The following is a 20,818-nucleotide window of genomic DNA, read 5'->3' on the forward strand; positions in this document are numbered from 1 at the left end:
CAAAGTAGAGAGGAATTTCCGGACATTGAAAGAGCGCTGGCTGTACGGCATCGATCTGTCCCAGATACAGTCGCTGGAAGAGTTCAACCGTATGCTCATGGAGTATATCCGGAAACATAATACCACCATCCATTCAGTAACGGGACAGACACCACTTCAGCGGTATCTGGGCACAAATGAACGGATACGGAAGCCACGCAGCCGGGAATGGCTGGAAGAATGTTTCCACAATCGGATCATCCGCAGGGTGATATGGCTCAAAATTTAGACAAATCAAAGACAAAAAAATTGAAACACGTAAAAGTTTATGATCAATTATATGAACTCATCCAAAATGGAACCTATCCAGCGGGCTCACAGCTCCCTTCCGAGACTGCACTTTCCGCACAGATGAATGTAAGCCGGATGACTTTAAGAAAGGCATTAGCATTATTACAGGAAGATGGATTAACAAAAAATGTACAAGGAATTGGACATTTTGTCTCTAATCAATCCGAAGATTATATAGAAGAACCAGATACTGACACGTTACTTCACCCTGTCTATTCATATTGCACAGAAACTTTAGATTCTGTAGAACTTGAATTTCGCATAGAACCTCCAACCAAATCGATTGCAGATTCATTAAAACAATATACTCCTGCTGTTGTAATTGTTGATCGTTGGTATAAACATGGCGAAACTCCCTTAGCATATTCTTTAAGTTTTCTTCCAATTGAATTAATCGGAGAAAAACAAATTGACCTGAATAACTCAGATCAATTACTTAATTATCTTGAATGTCAATGTTATAAAAACATGAATTGCTGCAGACGGATCTGCTCTCATTCAACCGCCGGTAATTTTACAGCTTCAACATATACTTTATCCAATAGCAATTCTTTTTTACTCATTCAAGAAACCATATACGATAATGACCAAAATATACTAATTTCAAGTAAACATTATATTCCTTCTGACTTGTTTAAAATCGAAATTAATCTTTAAATAATAGCCCCTCCGGCCGATTCAATCGGGGACACGGCAAATCGAAAAAGGGACACGGGAGATTTCAAAAAGGGACACGGCAAATCGAATTGGGGACGGGGGTTTTTTCAATTTCCCCCGTCCCCAATTCGCCTCAACACGGCAACGGACTGCCAGCACCCCTATGGTAAATATAACCGTATTGCCAAGGGGTGGTTTTTACACATTAATACCATCATAGGGTCTTTCATTAACGGTATGAATGACAGTTCTTCCGGAATCGGTGCTGTCAGAAAACCACAGTCTATTTTCCCCTGTGTAATCCAATCAGTTATATTTGCGTAAGTTCCATCAAGAAGTTCAAACTTTACCAATGGATATTTCGTTTGAAAGGAACGTATGATTTTGGGAAGCCATTGTACCGATACACTGGTAAATGTGCCGATGCGTATAACTCCTGATATAACATGATTAATATTTGCTACGGTCTGTTCAAAATTTCGTTGTTGTTTGACGGACTATTAATCGGCATATGGCAATTGGGATTTGTCAGTATTTATGCTTGGATTGCCAGTTTTATTTTTAAATCTTCCTTATTGCCCAAAACTACTGCACAGTGGTGGGCAACTTTAGGACTGGCGTTATTTTGCAGTGCTTTCGGGTTTGTGATGCAGCCAGTTGCGCAGCGGCATACAACACCTGAACATACCGGACTCATGATGTCTTTAGAACCTGTGTTTTCTGCTATTTTTTCATTCTTTTTCTTGGGAGAACATTTGTCATTAAAAGGATACATTGGAGCGTTTTTAATACTCTGTGGTATTTTTATTACTATAGCTACTTTCTCATGCTGTCAATTTTTTCCCGTCTTTTACACAGTGAAACAAGTCTGTTGTATATACGAAAGGATAATTATAAAGAAATATTAAAAGTTTAAATACTATATTCCTTTCCGCCACAGATTGTCGAAATATGTCAGAAATTTATAGTTGCCAAAAGGATGACTTTCATAACTGTACATGCTATAATTCAGACAAACATTAATAGAAGTGGAGTTATTAAAGCAAGTATGAAAACAATCGTAAAACATACCCGGAAATGTTATACTTATCATAATGAGTATTTCTACAGAAAGAGGTGGACAGACTTATGGCACGGACAATCGGCATCGGACATCAAGATTTCGAGACCATCAGAAAAAAAGATAATTTTTATATAGATAAAACTCGATTCATCCGTGAATGGTGGCAATCAGATGACATTGCGACCCTGATAACACGTCCACGGCGATTCGGCAAGACTCTTACCATGAGCATGGTGGAACAGTTTTTCTCGGTAAAATATGCCGGACGAGCAGACTTATTCCAAGGTCTGGACGTATGGAAAGAAGAAAGTTACCGTCATCTTCAAGGAACTTATCCCGTTATCAGCCTTACTTTTGCTAACGTCAAAGAACCTGATTTCCAGATGACAAAACAGCGCATCAATCAGATTCTAACCGATCTATATAGCAAGAATATTTTCCTTCTGGAAGGTGATTTGCTTACCGCGGAAGAAAAGACGTATTTTCATAGTGTTACCTCAGATATGAATGAAGTCGTGGCAACTATGGCTATCCACAAAATGTCTGATTTTCTTTCTAGATATTATGGTCAAAAAGTAATTATCCTATTGGATGAATATGATACTCCCATGCAGGAAGCCTATGTGAATGGATATTGGGAAGAACTAGTTTCTTTCACAAGAAGCCTGTTTAACGCAGCATTTAAAACCAATCCTTATTTGGAACGCGCTATCTTAACCGGAATTACTCGCGTCAGCAAAGAATCAGTCTTCTCCGACCTGAACAATCTGGAGGTTATTACAACAACCTCTACAAAATACGAGGATTCTTTCGGTTTTACAGAATCGGAAGTTTATACCGCACTGGAAGAATACGGTCTTTCCTCCAGCAAAGAACTTGTGAAATCCTGGTATGATGGTTTTATATTCGGAAGAAAACATGACATATACAACCCCTGGTCCATTATCAATTACCTTGACAAACAAAGGGTAGACACCTATTGGGCTAATACCAGTTCCAACAGTTTAATCAGCAAACTTCTGCGCGAAAGCAATAAAATCATTAAACAGGATTTTGAAAAACTCCTTCTGGACGAACCTCTTACCGTACAGATTGATGAACAGATTGTCTATAATCAATTATCCGTCAAAGACAGTTCTGTTTGGAGTCTGCTGCTCGCAAGTGGATATCTAAAAGCAGAAAATACAGAATTTATAGAACGAACCGGACGCACCAACTATGTACTGACCCTCACCAATAGAGAAGTCCGAATTATGTTTGAAAATATCATTCATGACTGGTTCTCCGAATATGATAATCATTATAATGATTTCATTACAGCACTTCTTTTGGGTGATATAAAAGCGATGAATGCTTTTATGAATAAAGTGGCTCTGTCCACATTCAGTTTCTTTGATACAGGCAAACATCCTTCCGGTACATCCGAACCGGAACGCTTTTACCATGGTTTTGTTCTCGGACTCATTGTAGATCTCGAAGAACGATACATTATTCGTTCTAACCGCGAAAGCGGCTTCGGAAGATATGATGTAGTACTAGAACCAAAGAACCCTCACGATGACGGCATAATATTAGAATTCAAAGTCCATGATTCAGAAGATGAACCAACTTTAAAGGATACCGCCATCAATGCACTTACACAGATTGAAAAAATGAATTACCAGGCGGATCTCGAAGCACGCGGGATTCCTGCCGACAGAATACGAAAATACGGTTTTGCTTTTGAAGGGAAGACCGTCCTTATCTGTTAGTTTAAGCCATTGATACATCCACAACATCACATGTATAATCATATATTATTTGTAGACCGACATGCATTGAGAATATGCTGTCATTCAGAAACGCCAAGCGCAGGGGTGAGCCATGGGTGGCTCACCCCTGCGCCGACCACTTCCCAATCATACATTTACTCAACAAGATTCCCTCACTTAGCCTGCATCCTCTTAATCACCTTCAGCCTGGTGAATTCCTCTCTCTCCTTCTCCTCCAACGCATTATTAATCGTATACACCAGATTACTATACATCGGAATCGTAATATTCTTAAGCGCATTGGCTCTCTTCTGCGTCTTCTTAATATTAGCCGCCAGCCGGTAAGCCGCATTCTCCACCTCAGCCAACTTAATCGTCAGATCTTTCACCTCTCGGAAAGCCTCCCTGACAATATCCATAGACTCATGTGTCGTGCCAAACGCATAGGTCAGATCATTCTGCTTATCATCATACTTAATATGCGGAATCTCCGTTCCCATGATACTTCTGGTCTGAATACGGATAGAATCTTCTATCGGAACGGTGAATGCCAACTCCTGAACCTTGCTGATTCCCTGTTCGATATTCGCACGCTGCAGACATGCATAAGCCCTGGTAAAAGTCGTATCAATCTCTTCCTGTATGTCTTTCGCCTCATCGATTAGACTCATTAACTCTTTTAAAAGAATATTCCGCTTCTTATCCATCAGGTCATATCCCTGATGTGCCAACGCAAGAGAATTCTTCGCAAGCATCAAGTTCCCTTTGGTAGGAAATTCTCTCGGATCCATATATCAACATCCTTTCTAATCTTCGCCGCTGCCCAGCAGACGGGCTTACGCCCTGGCTCCGGGACCTCGCGGCTTCGCCGCTCGGTCACGTCGCCCCTAGCCATGCCAGACCAGCCATGGATGCTAGCATCCCTGTCTGCTCTGCCGCGGCTAGTCTGCTTCACGTGGATAGTACTTCTCTATCAGTTTCGTATCAATACGATCCAGTTCCTCCTTCGGCAGAAGTCCCAACAGTTCCCATCCAAGATCCAGCGTATCCTGAATCGTCCTATTCTCTGTCGGTCCCTGTCCGATATACCGTCTCTCGAATTCCTCGCCGAACTTCAGATACCGCTTATCCAGCGGAGACAGTTCATCCTCACCGATAACCGATGCCAGATTCCTTGCCTCTCCTACCTTCGCATAAGCAGAGAATAACTGGTTCGCCAGATCCTGATGATCCTCACGGGTATACCCTGCTCCAATACCATCCTTCATCAGACGCGACAGTGACGGCAGGATACTGATCGGCGGATAGACTGCCTGCCCATGCAGGTTACGATCAAGAACTACCTGCCCCTCCGTAATATACCCTGTCAAGTCAGGAATCGGATGTGTAATATCATCATTCGGCATGGTCAGAATCGGAAGCTGGGTTACCGATCCGGTCGCACTGCTTACAATTCCCGCACGCTCATAGAGCGTTGCCAATTCACTATATAAGTATCCCGGATATCCCTTTCTGGAAGGAATCTCACCTTTAGAAGAAGACACCTCACGCATCGCCTCGGCGAATGAAGTCATATCCGTCAGAATAACCAAAATATGCATGTTACATTCAAATGCCAGATATTCTGCCACCGTCAGCGCAACCTTTGGTGTGATCAAACGTTCCACTACCGGGTCATTCGCCAGATTCAGGAACATACATACATGATCAGATACGCCGCTTTCTTCGAATGTCTTACGAAAGAACTCTGCCACATCATGCTTAACACCCATAGCGCCGAACACAACTGCGAACTCTCCTTCTGCATCATCTCCCAGAGATGCCTGCTTTACAATCTGCGCCGCCAACTGGTCATGCGGCAATCCATTTCCGGAGAAGATCGGAAGTTTCTGTCCACGGATCAGTGTCGTTAATCCATCGATTGCAGAGATTCCCGTACGAATATAGTTTCTCGGATACTCTCGTCTAACCGGATTCAACGGCAGACCATTGACATCTCTTCGATCCACAGCCGTGATTGGTCCCAGTCCGTCAATCGGCTCTCCCACTCCGTTGAATGTACGTCCCAGCACCTCCGGAGATACCGCAACCTCCATCGGATGTCCGGTTAATTTGGTATGCGTATTCTCAAGAGACATATTCTCCGTCCCTTCAAATACCTGTATAATCGCTTTATCCTCATATAACTCAATGATACGTCCCATCTTCCTGGTATTGCCTTCCACGACGAACTCCACGATCTCATCATAGAAAGCATCCTGCAAGCCTTCCAGCACAACCAGAGGTCCGTTAATATTACTAAGTCCAAGATATTCAATTGCCATATACGGTCCCTCCTTTACGCATTTTTCTCGATGACTCTGTTGTAGAAATCATCGATATCTTTTTTATACAGATCTAAAAGCTGCAGATTATCATTCGGCACGTCATACTTAATCGCAATGACTTTCTCGAAGATTCCTTCCGATTTCAGCACAGACATCGGCATTCCCATAGCCACAAGTTTTCTGGAGGTCTTATACAGATATAAAATCACATCCATCATCTTGAACTGCTTCTCCATTGATACACAAGTATCATCCTTGTGGAATGCATTCTGCTGCAGGAATCCAAGCCGGATTACTTTCGCAATCTCCAGCACCAGTTTCTGATCATCCGGCAGTACGTCGCCACCGATCAGTTTTACAATCTCCATCAGGCTGCTCTCCTGATTCAGAAGCGCCATCATACGATTCCTGTAATCTATGAACTTCGGGGATACATGATCCGTATACCATCCACTTAAGTCATTCAGATATTCACTATAACTGCTCAGCCAGTGAATTGCTGGGAAATGTCTGGAATACGCCAGAGACTTATCCAGTCCCCAGAAGCATCTTACGAATCGCTTCGTATTCTGTGTTACCGGCTCTGAGAAATCTCCGCCTTGCGGGGATACCGCACCGATAATTGACACAGATCCCGTCTCGCCATTCAACGTCTGCATCATACCCGCCCTCTCATAGAACGCTGAGAGCCTGGATGCCAGATATGCCGGAAAGCCTTCTTCTGCCGGCATCTCCTCCAGACGTCCTGACAACTCACGAAGCGCCTCTGCCCATCTGGAAGTAGAGTCCGCCATGATCGCCACATCATATCCCATGTCTCTATAATATTCAGCCAGCGTAAGTCCCGTGTAGATAGACGCTTCACGGGCAGCAACCGGCATATTCGAAGTATTTGCAATCAACGCAGTCCGATCCATCAGCGGGTTTCCGCTTCTTGGATCAACCAGTTCTGAGAATTCTTCCAGAACCTGCGTCATCTCATTTCCACGCTCTCCGCATCCGATGTAGATGATGATATCCGCATCTGCCCATTTTGCAATCTGATGCTGAGTCATGGTCTTTCCGGTTCCGAATCCTCCGGGAATCGCTGCCGTACCTCCCTTTGCAATTGGGAACATGGTATCTAAGATACGCTGTCCGGTAATCAGCGGCACGCTTGCCGGATACCTCTGTGTCACCGGTCTTGGCACACGGATCGGCCATCTCTGCGTCATAGTCAGATCCTTCCTGCTGCCGTCTGCCAGTTCCAGCGTCACCAGTACATCATTAATCGTATATTCTCCGTCCGGAACTACAGACACAACCGTTCCCTCCACATCCGGAGGCACCATACATTTGTGCATGATTGCACGTGTCTCCGGCACTTCCGCAATCACGCATCCACCCTGGACGGCATCTCCTACGCTTACGGTAATATGCGTCTCCCACAACTTCTGCATATCCAGCGAATCCACGCTGACACCACGGGTAATGAATGCCCCGCCGGTATCCGCAATCCTCTCCAGCGGACGCTCGATTCCATCAAAGATATTATTCAAGATCCCCGGCGCCAATGCTACAGATACCGCAGCCCCCGTAGACTCTACCACTTCTCCCGGACGAAGCCCGGACGTCTCTTCATACACCTGCACCGTTGTCAGATCCTTATCCAGAGAAATAACCTCGCCTACCAGTTTTTCTTTCCCTACATGTACCATCTCTGCCATCTTGAACTTGGTCTTGCCCTTCAGATAGATGACAGGTCCATTAATTCCATAGATCTCTCCAGTCACTACATTACTCAATCTGCGCACCTCCCTTGAACGAGAACTTCTGATATTCATTCTCCAGTGCGCCCTTAAACGCATGGTCAATCAGGATATTCTTCTCCCTGATCACGGCACGCACGCCTCCGATAAAGTCTTCCTTGCTCACCGTCAGCATCATGCCCGTATATTCCTCCAGATACTCCTTCTTATCAGCATCCGTAGGATTAATATAGATTGTCATAGCCGCTCCGTCAGCGAATTTTGCCGCTTTCCTTATATATTCCACCAGAAGGCTCCTATACTCTTCTGTCTTCATATATTCCTGCAACAGTTCCTCCACTTCCCGGAACAGATCTTTCTTCAATTCATTCTGAGTCTTACTCAATTCCCTCTTCAGTTCCAGCTGCGCCTTGGACATTGCCATATTAAGCTGCTGGTTCGCATGGACACGCTCTGCCTTCACACGGGTCTCAGACTGACGAATCTCTTCTGTACGATGCTGTTCGAACACGCCCATCAGCGCATCCTCATGCTGCTTCATAATCGCATTCGCCTCTGCCCTTGCTTCTTCCATAGCGGCATCCTTAAGATGTGATATCTTCTCTTCTAATGTCAAGTGTGTCACCTTCTTCTTACCTTAAACAGGTCCCTATTCTATAATCTCTATTCTACAACTTAAGACCAATCGCCTCATTTACATAGGATGTGATAAAATCTTTCTTACGTCCGGTTCCGTGTCTGTCAGGAATCTCGATCAGAAGCGGCATCGTCCGCTCCAGTTTGATCTCATCAATCAGATCCGGGAATTCCCTGCCGAACTTCTCCGTAAGCAGAATAATTCCCACCGATTTATCATTCATAGCGTTTTCAATGGCTTCCCGAAGTTCCTCTCTTTCATGAACCACGACTCCATCTACTCCTGCCAGTCTCATTCCTGTCAGTGTGTCGATATTATCACTAATCAGATACATCTTCATCTTACAGATTACCTAAGATCATGAAGGAGATGATCAGTCCGTACAGACAAACACCTTCCGCAAGACCTACGAAGATCAGAGACTTACCAAGCGCGCTGGAGTCCTCACTGATTGCTCCAAGAGCAGCGCTTGCAGCACTCGCAACGGCAATACCGCCGCCGACACAGGACAAACCGGTGGACAGTGCAGCAGCAAGGTAGCCAAGACCTGTAGCATTCGAAGCCACATTAGAAGCAGCGTCCGCAGCCTGAACAGGCTCTCCTGCGAACATCATGATTGCCGCAATAGCAAATGCTCCAAAATAGAAGAAAGCATTGGCTCCGATCGCTCTCTTATAACGTTTCTTCGACTTCTCTCCAAGCAGATAATATCCGAATGGAATGATAATGCTAAGTACCAAAGTTACAATAAGTAATAATTTCACTGTTAATGTCATGATTATTTCCTCCTCGTATATGAACTCTTACAGTTCTTTACTATGATTGTTGAACGGCTTAAATTCCCGTCCGCTGCCTTTATAGAACCTGCTGAACATCTCGTAATATTCCAGACGAAGCACCTGGATTCCAACGATCAGTCCCTCCAGCAGGCACACGATAAGATTACCGATCACTACGCCGATCCAGTTTGGATTGCCCGCCTGCGCTCCTGAAAGCATCAGCACAACTTCCATGATCGCCGCATGGCTGACTGCGAATGCTCCGATACGCACATAAGAAAGCGTATTGGAAAAATAACTAAGCAACGTCTCGAATAATTCGAAGAAGCCCTGCACTAGGAACATCACCTTGCCTTCTTCCATCTTCTTATTCTTACGCTCCACCATATTGGTAAGGGGCTCCTTGAATACGAACATCAGAATCGGAATTCCCAGGAATATTACCATCATAATATTGCCCGGCACCTTATGTCCGGTCATATATAACACAATCGTCAATACAAGGAATCCATAGAACACAAGTCCTGCCACTCCATTGGTAGCAAACCAGATATTCCCTGTATCGTGCGCTTTCACAGCATTGATAATCTGGAAGATCATCGCCAGGATATTAAGCGCCATACCAAATGCGATTGCAACGACAAATACGGTATTCAACTGACCGATCATCGGCAGATTCATCATCGCTTCCACCGGCCTTAGCCATATCGCCGGCAACACATCTTCGAAGCCGAATACACTTCCGAACATGAACCCGAAAAACGTTGAGAAAATACCTGCAATCGATATAATTCCCGCCAGATTCATCTTCTTCTTAAGATAGAGCAGGCCGCCAATCACGAACAGGCACAATCCCTGCCCCACATCTCCGAACATCGCACCGAAGATGAATGTATAAGTCAGCGCCACAAAGACCGTAGGGTCCAGTTCATTATGAGCCGGAAGTCCATACATCCTTATAAACATCTCGAACGGCTTGAAGAACCTCGGGTTCTTTAACTTCGTCGGAGGGTCACCGAAGAACTTCTCTCTGTCTTCTTCCACCACAACGAATACTCTGTCGTCATTCTCTGTTTCCTTGAGAAATGCCGCTACATCTTCTTCCCCCATCCATCCACAAAGAATGTAATAATCTTCCTTGTTATCTCCAACATCAGTCCTTGCCGCCATCTTACGGACATCGAAGTTATTCGACAATTCCTCTAGCCTCTTCCTTGTGCCCAGTATCTTCGCCGCTTTGCTGGTCATTAGGTTCTCAACCTCCTGACCAATCTCTCTGATCTGATCTTCCGTCTCCCCAATCTCTTTCTTAAGGTTTTCACACGCTGCTGCCGGAGTTCCGATATATTCATCCGGGATAGCAATCTTCTCAAAATGCAGAGAATTGAACACAGAGTCTACCTTGCTTGCCTCCGCATTCGACACGAAGTAGCACCCATAGACATAATTCTCGTTCCTTGTTCCTTCCATGAATACTGCATTCAGGTCTTCGAACAGATACTTCTCCAGTTTCTTATAATAATCCACACCGATTCTTCCAAATCGAATCTTCATATATTTATATCTCAGCGCCTTGTGAAGATCCAGTTCCAGAGGGCTGAATGGCTCCAGCACTTTTAATTTCTCCTTAACTTCCAAAGCCTTCTTGCCAAGCAGTTCTTTCTTCTCCTGCAGTTCCAGATAGTCATGGTTCAGATCACGGATCAATGCAACCATCTCTTCACAGTTCATGGATGTATCGATCTTCATATTCCCCGCCGGCAGAAGTGCTGCGAACTGCTCCGCCTTCTGAAGCGGCTCTTTATACGGATTCACTTCCGCAAATGGCATCAGATTATCCGTCGTCTTCAATTCGGTAATCGCATTCTCAAGCTGCATCTCATACTTAGACAAGTACTTGTCGCACACCCGGTCAATATCCGTTCTCGGACCACTGATGCTCAAAAACTTCATCTTTACAATCATTGAATCACACCTCCTAAGTATCCTAACGTCTCTCCCCTAGATAAGCCGTAACGGATACATTCAAGAGCCGTCGTTAATTTATCTAGTTCTTCTTCTTTCAAGAATAAATACGTATTAATCGTTGCTATCGAATAAGGGTCACGCCGCCTGTCCCCCAGATATAGCCTCTCCAGACACTCTTTGTACATCCGTTCCAGAGTCTTTCCTTCCATATCACCCAGTTTTCTGGCATAATACGTTGTCCCTAACTGCCGTTCGAATTCCTCCACCGTGGGAGCCTCCACCAACGCTTTAAAACGATCCACGCTTAACCTGTAATTAATCGGAATCGTAATGGAATAGATATCCGGCGGCAGCATATGATAATACTTCTTCGCACGATAGATCCACTGTATATTTAGAAGGTCAATCTTCGTGCCACAGTCCCTGGTATACAATTCCAGTTCCTTCCCCTTAAGAAGGCGCTTGTTCTTCCTCCACATCGTAGAGAAATAATACAGATCCAGTGTTAGATCATAATCGAACAGCGTTGCCCCTTCCGAATCTTTCAACTTCTGTAAAGGAGCATAATATTCCGTACCCTTCAGATTATCCACCAGTTCTTCAATATTCCTCGATGTAATCAGTTTGTCAATGGATATCTGAGAATACTTGTCAAAATATGCCTTCTTATAATCAAGATCAAACGGCTTATCATAATGATTGAATACAATCCGCAGGCAGTAATTGATCAGATCGATCTCATACCGTTTCCAATAGATCTTCAGGAACTTCTTCTGCTCCATCCCTGCAAACCGGAATATCCTCGTATAATCATCGAACAACGACTGATACATCACTTTTTCCACATTCCCTCTATGATACAGGGATGTATCCATCTGATTCAGACACTGTGCATACGCAGGCTTCCCCTTTAGATATTCAATCACTTCCGGCACGCTCGTAAGACCGGCGATACTCTCAAAATCTCTCTCCGTAAGAAGTTTCGCCTGCATCGCCCGCACCTTCGTGACAATCCCACTGTATGACATAACATTTCCCATGTTCTACACCTCTATGATATGCGCTAAGATCTCCCGGGCATAATCATTATGATTCTTTTCAAATTCTTTCTTAAGACCGTCAATTGTTGATCGGTTCTTATCACGCTGACCTGCCAATATCCGCTCCATCTTAGCATCCGCTTCCTGTCTGATCTCCTGCAGTTTCTTCTGCGTCTCTTCCTCCAGTTCCTGGTCGAACCGATCTCGCTTCGCCTGAACCTTCTTCTCTATCTCACTCTTCTGGGCCTGAGCATGTTCTACAATCGCTTCAGCCGTAGTCTCAATATCCGCCAATCTTCCAACAATAGAGTCCATAAGCCGCCTCCATTCCTATATACTTTTTTCATGTTATAATAATACTCTTATTATTAAAAAATTCCATAGTAAATTTTACCAAAAACGCTTAAATTTGTTATTTTTTTCACATCTTTAGAATCAATTGACATTTCCCCACACGCATTATAAACTAGAACAAGCACAAAATGCTTGAAAACAGGGAGGAAACGCACATGCGGCTTAGAAATATACCCCGCGCCGAAGGCGTACTGAATGAATGCGAAAAAGTTGTTAAGAACGAAACCAAGTACAAAGGAGCATGGCAAGATGTGTTCGGCAATGCCAATCCTATTCACATAGAGATCGGCATGGGCAAAGGACAATTCCTGCTCACCCTTGCCAGACGCAATCCACAGATGAATTACATCGGAATCGAACGATACTCCAGCGTCCTTCTAAGGGCTGTCGAGAAACTACAGGCAATGGATTCCCCGGGCGTACCTGATAATATCCGTTTTATCTGCATGGACGCCCGTGATATTGCTGATGTATTCGCACCAGAAGAAGTATCCCGCATCTATCTGAACTTCTCCGATCCATGGCCGAAAGCAAGGCATGCCAGAAGACGGCTTACATCCCGTGAGTTCTTCCAGCGCTACTACAAGATCCTGACGGCAGACGGAACTGTCGAATTCAAGACAGACAACCGCCCGCTCTTTGATTTCTCCGTAGAAGAATTAAACGGCTCTGATACATTCGAAATCACGGCATGTACTTATGATCTTCACAAAGACACAACGTTAAACCAGGGAAATGTTATGACGGAGTACGAAGAAAAATTCTCTTCTATGGGCAACCCAATCTGTAAACTAATTGCCGGAAGGAAACGATAATCGCTATTCATCTGATATACTATATCGTAACAGTTCTTTAGATCCTGCATACATTAATATAGAAGAACTTATGTCTGGATGTAAGCATATGGGACGACGTGGAAAAAAGAATATCAAGCAAAGATTATGTGAATTCACTTATCACCGGAAAGGTTTGCACAAGAGGCTAATCTGCCTGAAAAAATCAATGGATGAGGTATGTCACATATTGAATCCCAAGTGCTGATCTTAAGGATTGAATGAGAAAGGTTGAAAACTATGTTACACTTAACGGCGAAAAACTTTGCAACCGAGACAAAGCACAGTCCGCTTCCCGTTGTTGTCATGTTCTATGCTGTGTGGTGCGGAAAATGTGCCATGATGAAACCTATCGTAGAAGAACTTGAAGAAAAATACCGTGGCAGAATTAATTTCTACGAAGTAGAGATCGAAGAATCTGTCATTCTCGCAGCTGATTACGACGCAGATATTGTCCCTACGTTCGTGTTCATAGAGAAGGGAGAATTTCTCGGAAGTATGCAGGGAATCATCGAAGAAGACCTGTTTGAACAGCGTCTACAAAAAATCTTTAGAAATAGTTAATGGATATTTTCTTTGCAAATATAACAGGATATGTTATGCTAGGGAAGAATCAAAGAAAATACGCCGGCATCCGAAGACGGATGCCGGCATCTCACAGAGATATTGAAAAGGGGGTATGGTGATTATACACCAATGATTATGAAGAAGATGAAAAAAATAATACCACTGATGCTGGCGGCAGCACTTACCTGTACTAGCCTGCCTATGGTGGCAAAAGCAGACAGTTCCAAGGTAGTGACCCTTGGTACCGACTTAACAGCAGAACAGAAGACATCCATGTATGAGTATTTTGGGACTTCTGCCGATGAGGTTGCCACAATCGAGGTTACCAATGCGGACGAAAGAAAATATATGGAAGGAATTGCCTCTGAAGCACAGATTGGAACACGTACATACAGCTGTGCTTATGTAGAACCGACCGAAAAGGGCGGCATCCAGGTTAAAGTTGCAAACCTTACTTTCGTAACCAGTTCCATGATCGCAAGCACACTGCTGACATCCGGAGTTGAGAACTGTAACGTAGTTGCAGCTTCACCGATCGCAGTATCCGGTACCGGAGCACTGACCGGAATTATGATGGCTTATGAGAAAGCCAGCGGGGAGACATTAGATGAAGGTCAGAAAACTGCTGCTACCGAAGAACTGGTAACAACCGGGGAACTTGCAGACGCCGTAGGACAGCAGGAAGCAACCGATCTTATGAACGATGTAAAACAAGATGTTATCGAGAACAACCTGACAGACGAAGGCGAGATTCAGAATGCAATCAACGATGCAGCCAATACATATAACATCACTCTTACCGAAGACCAGATGGCTAAGATCACATCACTCATGCAGAATATCTCTCAGTATGACTACGATGTAAAAGCCTTGAAGAACACCTTAGATAACTTAGACGGCAAGAGCGGCGGATTCTTCTCTAACTTATGGGATTCTATCAAAAGCGTATTTACCGGCGGCTCCGGCGACGGCGGCATCATTAACGACACAAAGGACGACCTCCTCGGCGCCGATGCGATCATCGACAGCACCTTAGATGCAATCAACAACTCCGGCAGCAACTCTGACGAAGAAGAAGGCTTCTGGGACAAAGTCGTAGGATTCTTCAAGAACATCTTCGGAGGCGGCGACGAAAAAGACGATGCCGACACGGAAGACGTTACCGACGAAGAAAATACTGATGAGGAAGATGCTGATACCGAAGACAATGCCAACACAGATGACGGCACAGATCTCACAGATGATACCGATGGCAACCTCACAGATGATAGCACAGGAACTGACGGAACCACAGACAATGCCGATTCCACCGGACCCACAGATGACAGCACCGATGGCGGTCTCGTAATTGATAACAATACCGGCAACACACAGTAAACATCAATAAATATCAATAAAACGGGTATGGTACACTCCAATGTATACCATACCCATTTTTTACATCAATTTCTTCCCTTAAAACTCGAAAATTGCAACTCCATATGGTGGCAACGGATAGTCGAAGGAGAATGGTCTTCCATCACATTCCTGCTTCACAGCCTTATAGACAACAGGTCTCTCTGCTCCTGTTCCGCCGTATTTCGCATCATCACTATTCATGACCAGTTTATACTGTTTCTTTCTCGGTACACCCACACGGTAATCATCTCTCGCCATAGGCGTAAAGTTACATACGAACAACAGATTCTTCTTATTATCCTTAGAATGTCTTACAAAACTAAAGATACTTCTGTCCGCGTCATCCGCATTGATCCATTCGAATCCTTCCCAACTTCCGTCCAGTTCATACATAGCCTTATTCTTCTTATACAAATGAAGCAAATCTCTCACCCAATTCTGAATCTGCTGATGTGCATCCTCAGCCAGCAGATACCAGTCTAATTCTCTTTCTTCACTCCATTCCCGAAGTTGTGCGAATTCCTGCCCCATAAAAAGCAATTTCTTACCTGCGTGTCCCATCATGAACGCATAACCAACCTTCAGGTTCGCGAACTTATCGAATCCAAGCCCCGGCATCTTATTCAGCATAGAACACTTCAGATGTACCACCTCGTCATGAGATAATACCAGAACATAATTCTCACTATGAGCATAACTCATAGCAAATGTCATCTGGTTGTGGTGATCCTTCCTGAACAATGGATCTAACTTCATATATTCCGTAAAGTCATGCATCCATCCCATATTCCACTTCAGGCTAAATCCAAGACCATCATCCTCTACACTTCCGGTAACCTTCGGCCATGCTGTAGACTCTTCCGCGATCATAACCGCCCCCGGGTTCCTTCCAAGTACAACCGAATTCAGATGTTTGAAGAAATCGATTGCTTCCAAGTTCTTATTGCCGCCATATTTATTAGCAATCCACTGTCCGTCCTGTTTGCCATAATCAAGATACAGCATAGATGCCACCGCGTCTACTCTTAATCCATCCACATGGAACTGCTCAACCCAGAACAGCGCATTGGAGATTAGGAAGTTACGCACCTCATTCTTGCCATAATCGAAGATCTTGGTTCCCCAGTCCGGATGCTCGCCCATCTTCGGGTCCGCATACTCATATGTAGGCGTCCCGTCAAAATTAGCCAGCCCATGAATATCTCTTGGGAAATGCGCCGGTACCCAATCCAGGATAACACCAATCTTATTCCTATGCAGATAATTAATCATCCACGCGAAATCCTCCGGCGTACCATATCTGGAAGTCGGCGCAAAATGTCCGATTACCTGATATCCCCAGGAACCGTCAAATGGATGTTCTGCAATCCCCATAAGTTCCACATGCGTGTATCCCATATCTTTTACATATTTTACGATTTCCTTAGCAAATTCCCGATAATTATAGAATCCTGTATCTTCCGTACCCGGATGGCGTTTCCATGAGCCTATATGCGCCTCATAGATAGACATCGGCTGATTCAGATGATTCCATTCCTTACGTTTCTCCATCCATACGGAATCCGTCCACTTAATCTTAGAAAGATCTGCTACTTTTGATGCAGTTCCCGGTCTTAATTCTGCATAATTTCCATACGGATCAGCTTTAAAGACGTACTCGCCATTGAAAGTCTCAACACAATACTTATACAGCGCATATTCCTCAACTCCAGGAATGAAACATGTGTATATGCCAAGCGGTTCATTCCTCTCCATAGGGTTTGCTTCCATGTTCCATTCATTGAAGTCTCCCACTACAGATACCGAACGCGCATGTGGTGCCCACACGGCAAAATATACGCCTTCTTTCTTTCCTCTTTTTACCTTGTGGGCGCCCAGTTTTTTATAGATCTCATAATGGTTGCCCTGACCAAAAAGATATTGGTCTAATTCACCGATCTCATATGGTTTTAACTTTTTTTCTGCCATATAATCATCCCTCACATTCTGTTGCGATATATACCATTATTATACTTTAGTCCTCCCCAAAAAGAAAGGGTTTTGGACAATCTTACCTGCCAAAACCCTGCTTTTATTTTTCATAAATAGAAAGCCTTTATCTTAATGTATTCTTACTAAATCTTAAAATCTTCTTCCTTCAGAATAATTCTGTCGGACTCATCCGTACTTCTTCCAAAGACTCTTCTCGCCAGATGTTTTACATTCGCCTTCTGGGAATGTTCGATTGCTTCATCCATAATCTCTTTTACTTCTGCAACCGATACCGCATGATCCTCTCTCTGCATCACATCGATCCGGCTGTACAGAGCAAGGATTCCCATCTCATCCAATTTGTATCCATTCTCTTTTGCATATGTCTGACCGAAGGTTACCAATTCATCATTAATGAATACCGGAAGTTCCAGTCTGGACGTAAACTTCTTCTTGAAATCCGGATTCGCGCTCAGGATTCTCTCCAGAGGCTTTCTCTGATCTTCCAGTACGAAGAGCAGTTCGCCCGTCTTCTTCTCCATCAGGTAATTCAGTTCCTTAATGGTTCTTGAATTCAACTTACCAGCCTTCTCAATGATGATTGCTCCACCGCGAAGTTTCTGGATAATATTCGTCAGTTCCTTCTTATTCAGAGACTCACCAGTTACAATCGCAACCTTTCCTTGCTTTAAGTTCCTCTGCTTCTGGATTGCTTTCACGATATCAACCGCAAGCACCGTCTTTCCGGAACCTTTACGTCCGATAACCAGAAGGTTACCTCTCTTAGATGTGCCTTCTCTCTGAACTCTTCTGTCGTTATCAAGCACTTCTACAATCTGCTCACTCATTCCTCTTACCGGAACGAAATATGAGAATAGTTTCTTCTGTTCTTCTGTAAGTCCCGCCTTTAATCCAATCTCGCTGGTAGCACTCAGGTCATAACGACCGGTTACGACAAACCCTGTATCGAACGGAACCCCAGTACCTTTGGACTTCTTAATTCTCTCCTGGATCTCTTCTTCAGAAGGTTCTTCTATCTCCAGTTCCTCTTCTTCAGCAGCCTCTTCAAATTCCTCCTCTTCGAAGTCATCCTCATCATAAGCCTCTTCCTCAAAATCTTCTTCTTCATAATCTTCTTCGGAATCAGTTTCTTCTTCGTATTCTTCCTCATAATCGGCTTCTTCAAAGTCTTCTTCATCAAAATCAGCTTCTTCATAATCCTCATCGTCATAACCTTCCTCTGCAAAGTCTTCCTCAAAATCTTCTGCAAAGTCTTCCTCAGGCTCTTCTTCCCCGAAATCTTCCTCTTCGAAATCGGCTTCTTCAAAGTCCTCTTCTTCAAAATCTTCCTCTTCGAAATCGGCTTCAAAATCACCGATAAAATCACCAATATCAAAGTCTTCTTCTTCGAAGTCTTCCTCTGCAAAATCATCCTCTTCTTCGTCCTGATCTTGATAATCGTCTCCTACAATATTATTAATAAGGTCTCTGTCAATTGTCAGATCCGCTGTACGTACCAGTGCATCATACAGATCATCGGATTCTGAAGAATCATTTCCCAGTTCCTCCATCAGCCTTACAATATCATCCGGAATTCTCTGGGTCTTTCCGTCCGCTAATGCGGCTTCTTCTTCCGCCTTACGAGCCGCCTCTGCGGCTTTTCTTGCCGCTTCTTCTTCTGCTGCCTTCTCGGCTGCAATTCTTGCCGCCTCTTCTTCCGCTGCGACTCTTGCCGCTTCTTCTTCCGCTGCTTTTCTTGCCGCCTCTTCTTCTGCGGCTTTTCTTGCCGCCTCTTCTTCTGCCGCTTTCCGTGCTGCTTCTTCTTCCGCTGCTTTCCTTGCCGCCTCTTCTTCCGCCGCCTTCTCAGCTGCAATTCTTGCCGCTTCTTCCTCCGCCGCCTTCTCGGCTGCGATTCTTGCTGCTTCTTCCTCCGCTGCGATTCTTGCTGCTTCTTCCTCGGCTGCTTTCCTTGCCGCTTCTTCTTCCGCTGCTTTTCTTGCCGCCTCTTCCGCTGCGGCTTTCTCCGCTGCAATCCTTGCCGCTTCTTCTTCCGCTTTAAGCCTTGCCGCTTCCTGTGCCGCCTTCCATGCTGCTTCCTCTGCCGCCTTACGCTCTGCTTCTTCCGCCGCTTTCTTTGCCGCAATGCGAGCCGCTTCTTCTTCCGCCTTGCGTGCTTCCTCTGCCTCTGCTGCCTTACGCTCAAGTTCCAGACGCTCTTCTTCTCTGCGACGTTCTGCTTCCTCACGCTCTTTGCGGATTCTTTCCTGGTCTTCCTTCTTCTGCTTCTCTATCGCTTCCGCATTTACCTTCTGCTTTGCTTCCCACTGCTGAAGGATCTCCTCGATGCGCATCTGACCAGTTACCCGAAGCGCTTCATCCTTCTCCTTCATTGCCTTCTCTTCTATATTAATACCGCTTGCAATTGCCACACCATTAGCAAGAGCCTCCTGAAGCGTCGCACCCTTTACAATTCTTGTAATAGAAGAATGTCTCTTCGGCTCATCCGTTTCCTCAGGCACAACAGTATCTTCCTCATCCGCTTCCTCTTCAAAAGAAGTCTCCATAGCACTTTCTTCAGATTCCTCTGCCTCGGTCTCCTGTGCATCCTGCTCCAGATTCTCTGTAATGTCATCAGTATTTTCTGCCTGAACAGCCTCATCTTCTGCCGCCTCAGCCTCTTTAATGACTGCAGCCATAGGAGTAGATGCCACATCTCCTTCTGTTTTCTCAGGCTTAATAGTACGCGCTTTCTTCGGCGCTCCTGGACGTGCATCATATTTTTCCTGCTGAAGCGGAGTCAATGGCTTATACTTCATCTTAAGTTCCATCGCCTGATATACATACTTGCCTTCACTAAACCACAGAATCAGATCATCACACTCTTCCAGACATTCTGCCGTCATTCCAGCCTCATGATACAACTTCGCCAGTTCATATGCCCACTTCTCGATATATTCTGCCTTTTTAAAATCTTCCAGCGCATCAATCTGCTCAGTCAGCGGCGCACCCTGTGCTTTCAGAATTCTGTACTTCAGAATATACTGATTCGGATCCTTCGGAGCCAGTTTCACAAACTCCTCATAACAATCCGAAGCCTCCTCAATATCATTAATCTTTAATGCCAGTGTTCCCAGACGATATACAATCTTTCTGCTGCCCGGCGCCCGGTCAAATGCTACGAACAGGATATCGCGGCTCTTCTGAAACTCCCCATTATATTCATAGATCTCGCTTACCATATTCAGCATAGATACATTCTTCACTCTGCGCCAGTCAATCGTATCTGCAATCTCCATTGCTTTCTTGTATTGCTTTTTTTCCATATGTTCGAGCATCTGCTCCGTTTTTACCCGATATTCATATTTATCCAAACTTCTCACCTCAAATATTTATTC

18 protein-coding genes and 1 pseudogene are annotated in these 20,818 nt (G+C 44.5%); 7 read left to right on the plus strand and 12 right to left on the minus strand.

The window, feature by feature from the left end; genetic code table 11:
* Window positions 1–268 (plus strand): annotated as a pseudogene (locus ACQRBN_RS12065) (DDE-type integrase/transposase/recombinase); the annotation flags it as partial.
* A complete protein-coding gene (locus ACQRBN_RS12070) occupies window positions 253–987 on the plus strand; it encodes a GntR family transcriptional regulator (RefSeq protein WP_427739240.1) in 735 nt (244 codons plus the stop codon). The pseudogene ACQRBN_RS12065 and the gene ACQRBN_RS12070, both read left to right, overlap by 16 nt.
* Window positions 988–1,148: 161 nt before the next feature.
* Here ACQRBN_RS12070 and ACQRBN_RS12075 read toward each other — a convergent pair whose 3' ends face one another.
* A complete protein-coding gene (locus tag ACQRBN_RS12075) occupies window positions 1,149–1,442 on the minus strand; it encodes a LysR family transcriptional regulator substrate-binding protein (RefSeq protein ID WP_427739281.1) in 294 nt (97 codons plus the stop codon).
* Between ACQRBN_RS12075 and ACQRBN_RS12080 the strand changes: the two genes are divergently transcribed.
* Both ACQRBN_RS12080 and ACQRBN_RS12085 read left to right on the plus strand, forming a co-directional pair.
* A complete protein-coding gene (locus ACQRBN_RS12080; RefSeq protein ID WP_427739241.1) occupies window positions 1,434–1,895 on the plus strand; it encodes a DMT family transporter in 462 nt (153 codons plus the stop codon). The two genes, ACQRBN_RS12075 and ACQRBN_RS12080, sit on opposite strands and share 9 nt — an antisense overlap.
* 220 nt (window positions 1,896–2,115) lie before the next feature.
* The gene (locus ACQRBN_RS12085) at window positions 2,116–3,801 is read left to right on the plus strand and encodes an AAA family ATPase (protein ID WP_427739243.1); all 1,686 of its coding nucleotides are present in this window, start codon (window positions 2,116–2,118) and stop codon (window positions 3,799–3,801) included.
* Between the two features lie 173 nt (window positions 3,802–3,974).
* Here the strand turns inward: ACQRBN_RS12085 and ACQRBN_RS12090 are convergent, their stop codons facing one another.
* From ACQRBN_RS12090 to ACQRBN_RS12130, 9 genes are all read right to left on the minus strand, one after another.
* Entirely contained in the window at window positions 3,975–4,592 is a 618-nt protein-coding gene (locus ACQRBN_RS12090) for a V-type ATP synthase subunit D (RefSeq protein ID WP_427739244.1), read from the minus strand.
* 150 nt (window positions 4,593–4,742) lie between these two features.
* Window positions 4,743–6,125 (minus strand): V-type ATP synthase subunit B, encoded by a 1,383-nt coding sequence (locus tag ACQRBN_RS12095; protein WP_427739245.1) that lies wholly within the window; start codon window positions 6,123–6,125, stop codon window positions 4,743–4,745.
* Between the two features lie 14 nt (window positions 6,126–6,139).
* Window positions 6,140–7,951 carry a V-type ATP synthase subunit A gene (locus ACQRBN_RS12100; protein WP_427739246.1) on the minus strand — a complete coding sequence of 604 codons (1,812 nt, stop codon included), beginning with the start codon at window positions 7,949–7,951 and terminating at the stop codon, window positions 6,140–6,142.
* Window positions 7,905–8,492, minus strand: a complete 588-nt coding sequence (locus ACQRBN_RS12105; protein ID WP_427739247.1) for a V-type ATP synthase subunit E — start codon at window positions 8,490–8,492, stop codon at window positions 7,905–7,907. The genes ACQRBN_RS12100 and ACQRBN_RS12105 overlap by 47 nt, the downstream gene beginning before the upstream one ends.
* Before the next feature lie 52 nt (window positions 8,493–8,544).
* Complete coding sequence (locus ACQRBN_RS12110; protein ID WP_427739249.1) at window positions 8,545–8,853, minus strand: V-type ATP synthase subunit F; 309 nt, start codon at window positions 8,851–8,853, stop codon at window positions 8,545–8,547.
* Window position 8,854: 1 nt separating this feature from the next.
* Window positions 8,855–9,289 carry an ATP synthase subunit C gene (locus ACQRBN_RS12115; RefSeq protein ID WP_427739250.1) on the minus strand — a complete coding sequence of 145 codons (435 nt, stop codon included), beginning with the start codon at window positions 9,287–9,289 and terminating at the stop codon, window positions 8,855–8,857.
* Between the two features lie 27 nt (window positions 9,290–9,316).
* Entirely contained in the window at window positions 9,317–11,257 is a 1,941-nt protein-coding gene (locus ACQRBN_RS12120) for a V-type ATP synthase subunit I (RefSeq protein WP_427739251.1), read from the minus strand.
* Window positions 11,254–12,300 carry a V0D/AC39 family V-type ATPase subunit gene (locus ACQRBN_RS12125; protein WP_427739253.1) on the minus strand — a complete coding sequence of 349 codons (1,047 nt, stop codon included), beginning with the start codon at window positions 12,298–12,300 and terminating at the stop codon, window positions 11,254–11,256. The genes ACQRBN_RS12120 and ACQRBN_RS12125 overlap by 4 nt, the downstream gene beginning before the upstream one ends.
* A 3-nt stretch (window positions 12,301–12,303) precedes the next feature.
* Window positions 12,304–12,615 (minus strand): hypothetical protein, encoded by a 312-nt coding sequence (locus tag ACQRBN_RS12130; RefSeq protein WP_427739254.1) that lies wholly within the window; start codon window positions 12,613–12,615, stop codon window positions 12,304–12,306.
* Between the two features lie 194 nt (window positions 12,616–12,809).
* Between ACQRBN_RS12130 and trmB the strand changes: the two genes are divergently transcribed.
* From trmB to ACQRBN_RS12145, 3 genes are all read left to right on the plus strand, one after another.
* Window positions 12,810–13,469 (plus strand): tRNA (guanosine(46)-N7)-methyltransferase TrmB, encoded by a 660-nt coding sequence (gene trmB, locus ACQRBN_RS12135; protein ID WP_427739255.1) that lies wholly within the window; start codon window positions 12,810–12,812, stop codon window positions 13,467–13,469.
* 258 nt (window positions 13,470–13,727) lie between these two features.
* Window positions 13,728–14,051, plus strand: a complete 324-nt coding sequence (locus tag ACQRBN_RS12140) for a thioredoxin family protein (protein ID WP_427739256.1) — start codon at window positions 13,728–13,730, stop codon at window positions 14,049–14,051.
* A 132-nt stretch (window positions 14,052–14,183) separates the two neighbouring features.
* The gene (locus tag ACQRBN_RS12145) at window positions 14,184–15,431 is read left to right on the plus strand and encodes a DUF1002 domain-containing protein (protein WP_427739257.1); all 1,248 of its coding nucleotides are present in this window, start codon (window positions 14,184–14,186) and stop codon (window positions 15,429–15,431) included.
* Window positions 15,432–15,509: 78 nt separating this feature from the next.
* Here the strand turns inward: ACQRBN_RS12145 and glgB are convergent, their stop codons facing one another.
* Entirely contained in the window at window positions 15,510–17,420 is a 1,911-nt protein-coding gene (gene glgB / locus ACQRBN_RS12150) for a 1,4-alpha-glucan branching protein GlgB (protein WP_427739259.1), read from the minus strand.
* A gap of 146 nt (window positions 17,421–17,566) precedes the next feature.
* Window positions 17,567–20,758, minus strand: coding sequence for a hypothetical protein (locus tag ACQRBN_RS12155; RefSeq protein ID WP_427739282.1), 3,192 nt, complete (start codon window positions 20,756–20,758; stop codon window positions 17,567–17,569).
* Between the last annotated feature and the right edge of the window lie 60 nt (window positions 20,759–20,818).

Origin of the sequence: Bariatricus sp. SGI.154 (assembly GCF_050313795.1) — a bacterium.
In the GTDB taxonomy this organism is placed as follows: domain Bacteria; phylum Bacillota; class Clostridia; order Lachnospirales; family Lachnospiraceae; genus CAMBRQ01.

Excerpts from the sequence above, each read along its gene's own strand:
- ACQRBN_RS12145 (WP_427739257.1), top strand. The coding sequence starts at position 14,184 with ATGATTATGAAGAAGATGAAAAAAATAATACCACTGATGCTGGCGGCA.
- ACQRBN_RS12115 (WP_427739250.1), bottom strand. The coding sequence starts at position 9,289 with ATGACATTAACAGTGAAATTATTACTTATTGTAACTTTGGTACTTAGC.
- ACQRBN_RS12095 (WP_427739245.1), bottom strand. The coding sequence starts at position 6,125 with ATGGCAATTGAATATCTTGGACTTAGTAATATTAACGGACCTCTGGTT.
- ACQRBN_RS12125 (WP_427739253.1), bottom strand. The coding sequence starts at position 12,300 with ATGGGAAATGTTATGTCATACAGTGGGATTGTCACGAAGGTGCGGGCG.
- ACQRBN_RS12100 (WP_427739246.1), bottom strand. The coding sequence starts at position 7,951 with ATGAATATCAGAAGTTCTCGTTCAAGGGAGGTGCGCAGATTGAGTAAT.
- glgB (WP_427739259.1), bottom strand. The coding sequence starts at position 17,420 with ATGGCAGAAAAAAAGTTAAAACCATATGAGATCGGTGAATTAGACCAA.
- ACQRBN_RS12070 (WP_427739240.1), top strand. The coding sequence starts at position 253 with ATGGCTCAAAATTTAGACAAATCAAAGACAAAAAAATTGAAACACGTA.
- ACQRBN_RS12130 (WP_427739254.1), bottom strand. The coding sequence starts at position 12,615 with ATGGACTCTATTGTTGGAAGATTGGCGGATATTGAGACTACGGCTGAA.
- ACQRBN_RS12140 (WP_427739256.1), top strand. The coding sequence starts at position 13,728 with ATGTTACACTTAACGGCGAAAAACTTTGCAACCGAGACAAAGCACAGT.
- ACQRBN_RS12155 (WP_427739282.1), bottom strand. The coding sequence starts at position 20,758 with ATGCTCGAACATATGGAAAAAAAGCAATACAAGAAAGCAATGGAGATT.
- ACQRBN_RS12110 (WP_427739249.1), bottom strand. The coding sequence starts at position 8,853 with ATGAAGATGTATCTGATTAGTGATAATATCGACACACTGACAGGAATG.
- ACQRBN_RS12090 (WP_427739244.1), bottom strand. The coding sequence starts at position 4,592 with ATGGATCCGAGAGAATTTCCTACCAAAGGGAACTTGATGCTTGCGAAG.
- ACQRBN_RS12120 (WP_427739251.1), bottom strand. The coding sequence starts at position 11,257 with ATGATTGTAAAGATGAAGTTTTTGAGCATCAGTGGTCCGAGAACGGAT.
- ACQRBN_RS12080 (WP_427739241.1), top strand. The coding sequence starts at position 1,434 with ATGATTAATATTTGCTACGGTCTGTTCAAAATTTCGTTGTTGTTTGAC.
- ACQRBN_RS12085 (WP_427739243.1), top strand. The coding sequence starts at position 2,116 with ATGGCACGGACAATCGGCATCGGACATCAAGATTTCGAGACCATCAGA.
- trmB (WP_427739255.1), top strand. The coding sequence starts at position 12,810 with ATGCGGCTTAGAAATATACCCCGCGCCGAAGGCGTACTGAATGAATGC.